The organism is Streptomyces swartbergensis (assembly GCF_002148965.1).
Classification (GTDB): domain Bacteria; phylum Actinomycetota; class Actinomycetes; order Streptomycetales; family Streptomycetaceae; genus Streptomyces; species Streptomyces swartbergensis.
Genome location: NZ_NGFN01000482.1, coordinates 1 through 5,187, shown reverse-complemented (window position 1 = coordinate 5,187; position 5,187 = coordinate 1). Strand labels below are relative to the sequence as shown.

At 69.7% G+C, this 5,187-nt stretch carries 5 protein-coding genes; 4 read left to right on the top strand and 1 reads right to left on the bottom strand.

What is annotated here, in order from left to right:
• Nucleotides 1-30: 30 nt before the first annotated feature.
• Nucleotides 31-774, bottom strand: a complete 744-nt coding sequence (locus CA983_RS40480; protein ID WP_086605674.1) for a hypothetical protein — start codon at nt 772-774, stop codon at nt 31-33.
• Between the two features lie 166 nt (nt 775-940).
• Between CA983_RS40480 and CA983_RS40475 the strand changes: the two genes are divergently transcribed.
• From CA983_RS40475 to CA983_RS40460, 4 genes are all read left to right on the top strand, one after another.
• Complete coding sequence (locus CA983_RS40475; RefSeq protein WP_086605673.1) at nt 941-1,711, top strand: SDR family NAD(P)-dependent oxidoreductase; 771 nt, start codon at nt 941-943, stop codon at nt 1,709-1,711.
• Nucleotides 1,712-1,829: 118 nt separating this feature from the next.
• Nucleotides 1,830-2,948: an LLM class flavin-dependent oxidoreductase gene (locus CA983_RS40470; RefSeq protein WP_086605672.1), complete on the top strand. Its 1,119-nt coding sequence runs from the start codon at nt 1,830-1,832 to the stop codon at nt 2,946-2,948.
• 90 nt (nt 2,949-3,038) lie between these two features.
• Nucleotides 3,039-4,769: an N-acyl-D-amino-acid deacylase family protein gene (locus tag CA983_RS40465; protein ID WP_086605671.1), complete on the top strand. Its 1,731-nt coding sequence runs from the start codon at nt 3,039-3,041 to the stop codon at nt 4,767-4,769.
• The coding region (locus CA983_RS40460; protein WP_143645725.1) for an aldehyde dehydrogenase family protein at nt 4,766-5,187 on the top strand (422 nt) is incomplete at its 3' end. The genes CA983_RS40465 and CA983_RS40460, both read left to right, overlap by 4 nt.

Here is a 5,187-nt window from a genome sequence, read left to right as displayed (position 1 = left end):
CTCCTGTGGGGGAAAGGGGGCGGGGGTCGGTCAGCAGTCGGTCAGTACGGCCTTGGAGGTGCCGTCCACGACACCCGGGGCACCGGCCGCGCCCGGCAGCACGACCGGGCCCTCGACGACCTCCGAAGCCACGAAGTTCTGCTCCGGAGTGGCGTTGGTGACGGTCGTGGCCTCCCGGGCGTCGATCCGCACCCGCCATTCGCCCGTCATGCGCTGCATCTTCGGCGTGAACTCCATGTGGAGCACCTTGCCGACCGGCACTTCCCGCTGTTCCGTGTCCCCGGCGGTCGCCGACTTGACGGTCATGTCGAGGGTGCCCTTGTGCTTGAGCCAGGAGCCGCTCAGCGCCCCGAACAGCCCTCCGCCGCCACCCTGCTGGGTGACGGTGTACTTGCCCTGACCCTGTGCGGTCGTCGCCTGCCAGGTGACCGACACCTTCGCCGGTTCGGTGGCGTTCGGTTCGCAGTTCGGGAAGTCGATGGAGGCCTTTTCGGTCGGTCCGTCGAAGGTCTCGAACTTCGTCTCGACGAAATCGCAGGTGTCGGACGCGAAACTCGGGCCGGCGACGGGGTGGCCGCCGAAATCGGTGATGGACTGCTGTTTGCCGTTGAGCACCTTGGCCCTCTGGCACATCGTCATGATCTGCTCGGGCGTCTTCTCCTCGGCGGCGTTCGCCGACGGCAGCAGCACCGCGGCCACGGCACCGCCGGTCACGAGGGCCGATCCGATCGCGACCGCCCTGATCTTTCTGTTCTTGAGTTTTCTCCTTGCCATGGACCAGATCCTGGAAGCTCCCGACCGGCCCCGACAGGGTCAAACATCCCTACTTGCGGGTTACGTGAGATTCGCCTCAGCAACGTCCGCGTCTTGCATCTGACGCTCCGTCAGGTATGTCGGTACGATGCGAGTCCACCGAGTCCACCGCGCGAAGGGGGCTGCCATGGGCAAGCTCGACGGACGGGTCGTCCTCATCACCGGCGCCGCGCGCGGCCAGGGCGAGCAGGAGGCCAGGCTGTTCGCGGCCGAGGGCGCCCGGGTGGTCGTCGCGGACGTCCTCGACGACCAGGGCGAGGCCCTCGCGAAGGAGATCGGCGCCAGGTACGTCCATCTCGACGTCGGCCGGGAGGATGACTGGCAGACGGCCGTCGCCGCCGCCAAGGACGCGTACGGCCGGGTCGACGGGCTCGTCAACAACGCCGGCATCCTCCGCTTCAACTCCCTCCTCGACACACCCCTCGACGAGTTCATGCGGGTCGTCCAGGTCAACCAGGTGGGCTGCTTCCTCGGCATCAGGACCGTCGCCCCCGAGCTGGCCGACGGGGGCACGATCGTCAACACCGCCTCGTACACCGGCCTGACCGGGATGGCGGGGGTGGGCGCGTACGCGGCGAGCAAGCACGCGGTGGTCGGTCTGACCCGGGTGGCCGCGCTGGAGCTGGCCGGGCGGGGGATCCGCGTCAACGCCGTCTGCCCGGGCGCCATCGACACCGCGATGTCCAACCCCGCCCGGCTGGACCCGGACGCCGACCCGGAGGAGGCCGCCAGGGGGCTCGACCGGCTGTACCGCAAGCTCGTGCCGCTGGGGCGGGCCGGGCAGCCGGAGGAGGTGGCGCGGCTCGCCCTGTTCCTGTCGTGCGAGGACTCCTCCTACATCACCGGGCAGCCGTTCGTGATCGACGGCGGGTGGCTGGCGGGAGTGAGCGTCATCTGATCCCTCTCCGGGATGGTCTGACGATCCGTCAGCTATTGACGCTCCCGAGGAGCGGTGGAACAGTCGGAGCCATGAATCTGACGACTCGTCAGATATGACCGTGGGGCGGTGAATCTCCTTGGAATTCGGGGTCTTCGTACAGGGATACGTGGGCAAACGGGCCGAGACCGACCCGCTCGCCGAGCACAAGGCGCTGATGGAGGAGACCGAGTACGTCATCCAGGCGGACAAGTCCGGCTTCAAGTACGCCTGGGCCTCCGAGCACCACTTCCTGGATGAGTACTCGCACCTCTCCGCCAACGACGTCTTCCTCGGGTACCTGGCACACGCCACGGAGCGGATCCACCTGGGCTCGGGCATCTTCAACCCGCTCGCCCCGGTCAACCACCCCGTGAAGGTCGCCGAGAAGGTCGCCATGCTCGACCATCTCAGCGAGGGGCGGTTCGAGTTCGGCAGCGGGCGGGGTGCCGGCTCGCACGAGATCCTGGGCTTCATGCCGGGTGTGACCGACATGAACCACACCAAGGAGATCTGGGAAGAGACCATCGCCGAGTTCCCGAAGATGTGGCTCCAGGACGAGTACGCCGGCTTCCAGGGCAAACACTGGTCGCTGCCGCCGAGGAAGATCCTTCCGAAGCCGTACGGCGGCTCGCACCCGGCGATGTGGTACGCGGCCGGGTCGCCGCCGTCGTACGCCATGGCCGCGAAGAAGGGGCTCGGCGTGCTCGGATTCAGCGTGCAGAAGGTCTCCGACATGGAGTGGGTGCTGGAGCAGTACAAGACGGCGATCGTGGACGCCGAGCCGGTGGGTGACTTCGTCAACGACAACGTGATGGTGACGACCACGGCGATCTGTGCGCCGACGCACGAGGAGGCGGTGCGGATCGCGGCGAACGGGCAGCTGCACTATCTGCCGTCGCTGGTGTTCCGGTACCACGACACGTTTCCGCGGCCCGAGGGGTTTCCGGTGTGGCCGGAGACGCTGCCGGAGTACACCGAGGAGTTGGTGGAGGTCCTCATCGAGGAGGAGCTGCTGATCTGCGGGGATCCGGACGAAGTGCTCACGCAGTGCAAGCGGTGGGAGCAGGCGGGGGCCGATCAGTTGAGTTTCGGGCTGCCGGTGGGGGTGCCGAAGGAGGAGACGCTGCAGACGATTCGGCTGGTCGGGGAGCACGTGATTCCGAAGATCGATACGGATCCTGTGCATCGGACTTCGCGGTTTCGGAGGGGTGTCTGAGCGTCGTTGGCGGGTGCGGGTGTGTGGGGGCTGGTCGCGCAGTTCCCCGCGCCCCTTAAAGGGACATACCGCTCAAGGAGTTGAGGGCTCATGCTCGATCACGTCATCAAGGGTGTGACCGTCGTGGACGGGACGGGTGCGCCCGCTTACACCGCCGACGTCGGCATCCAGAACGGGCGTATCGCCGTCATCGGTGAGGTCACTCAAGAAACGCGCACGAGTGAGGACGCCACCGGCCTCGTCCTCACCCCCGGCTTCGTAGACCCCCACACCCACTACGACGCCCAGCTCTTCTGGGATCCCTACGCCACGCCCTCCCTCAACCACGGAGTCACTACCGTCGCCGGCGGGAACTGCGGGTTCACCCTCGCGCCGCTGCACCCGGACCGGCCCGAGGACGCCGACTACACGCGGCGGATGATGTCGAAGGTCGAGGGCATGGCGCTGGTGGCGCTGGAGGAGGGGGCGCCTTGGAGCTGGCACTCCTTCGGGGAGTACCTGGACGCCCTGGAGGGGCGGATCGCCGTCAACGCCGGGTTCATGGTGGGGCACTGTGCGCTGCGGCGGTACGTGATGGGGCCGCAGGCCGTCGGCGGGCAGCCGACCGGGGAGCAATTTGCGGCGATGGTCCGGCTGTTGCGGGAGTCCATGGACGCCGGGGCCTGGGGGCTGTCCACCACCCAGTCGACCAGCCACTCCGACGGCGACGGGAAACCGGTCGCCTCCCGGCACGCCGGTCCGGCCGAGCTGCTGGCGCTGTCGCGGGCCGTCGGGGAGCACGAGGGCACGCAGATCGAGGCGATCGTCGCGGGCTGTCTCGATCAGTTCAGCGACGCGGAGATCGACCTGTTCGTCGAGATGAGCGCGGCGGCGGGGCGGCCGCTGAACTGGAACGTCCTGACCATCGACGCGGCGGTGCCCGAGCGGGTGCCCCGGCAGCTCCTGGCGAGCGAGCAGGCGCGGAAGGCGGGCGGCCGGGTCGTGGCGCTGACCATGCCGATCCTCACGCCGATGAACATGTCGCTGGGGACGTTCTGCGCGCTGAACCTCATCCCCGGGTGGGGACCGATTCTCGGGCTGCCCGTGCCCGAGCGGATCGAGAAGCTGCGGGATGCGGACGTACGGGACGGGATGCTGCGCCGCGCCCGGTCCAAGGAGGCGGGCGTCTTCCGGCGGCTGGCGAACTTCGGGCGGTACGTCATCGGCGACACCTACAGCGAGGCGAACGCCGGACTGACCGGGCGCGTGGTCGAGGACATCGCCGAGGAGCGCGGCCAGGAGCCCTTCGCGTGCCTGGTGGATATCTGCGCCAACGACGAGCTGCGCACGGTGCTGTGGCCGATGCCGCCCGACAACGACCCGGCCTCCTGGGCGCTGCGGGCTCAGACCTGGCAGCACGAGGACGTGCTGCTCGGCGGGTCCGACGCGGGCGCGCACCTGGACCGGATGTGCGGGGCGCCGTACACGACCCGGTTCCTCGGGGACTGTCTGCGCGGCCGGAAGCTGGTCGCTACGGAGCGGGCCGTGAAGATGCTGACCGACGACCCGGCCCGGCTCTTCGGCCTGCGGGAGCGGGGGCAGGTCCGGGAGGGCTGGCATGCGGACCTCGTCCTGTTCGACCCGGAGCGGATCGACGCGGGCCCGGCCACCCTGGTGCACGACCTGCCGGGTGACAGCCCGCGGCTGGACTCCCGGGCGCTCGGTGTGCGGGCCGTGTGGGTCAACGGGGTCGAGGCGATCCGGGACGACGTGGTGACGGGTGCCGTGCCGGGGCGCGTTCTGCGCTCGGGCCGGGACACGGAGACGGTGAGCACGAGGTGACGGAACGGCAGTCGCTGTTCGTCGGCGGCTCCTGGGTGGAGCCGGACGGCGGGCACTACGAGGTGATCGACCCGGCGACCGAGCAGACCGTCGGGTGGGCGCCGGAGGCCTCGCGGGATCAGGTGCTCGCGGCCTGCGCCGCGGCCCGCGAGGCCTTCGGGCCGTGGTCGGCCACGCCTGTCGAGGAGCGGGCGGCGGTCCTCGCCCGCGCGGCGGACGTCATCCGGGACCGTCTCGTGCCGTACGCCGAGCTGGCCCGGGCGGAGACCGGCGCGACCACCGGTACCGCGCGCGGCATGCAGGTCGGCGTCGCCGCCGCCCGCTTCCGGCGCTACGCGCGCGTGGAGCCCGCCGAGTGGGCGATCCCGCCGCAGATCAACGAAGCGGGGCCTGGGGGTACCTCCCACGCCCTTAAGGC

What these genes read in the sequence shown, in the direction of transcription:
- CA983_RS40480 (WP_086605674.1), bottom strand. Translation starts at nt 774, where the DNA reads ATGGCAAGGAGAAAACTCAAGAACAGAAAGATCAGGGCGGTCGCGATC.
- CA983_RS40475 (WP_086605673.1), top strand. Translation starts at nt 941, where the DNA reads ATGGGCAAGCTCGACGGACGGGTCGTCCTCATCACCGGCGCCGCGCGC.
- CA983_RS40465 (WP_086605671.1), top strand. Translation starts at nt 3,039, where the DNA reads ATGCTCGATCACGTCATCAAGGGTGTGACCGTCGTGGACGGGACGGGT.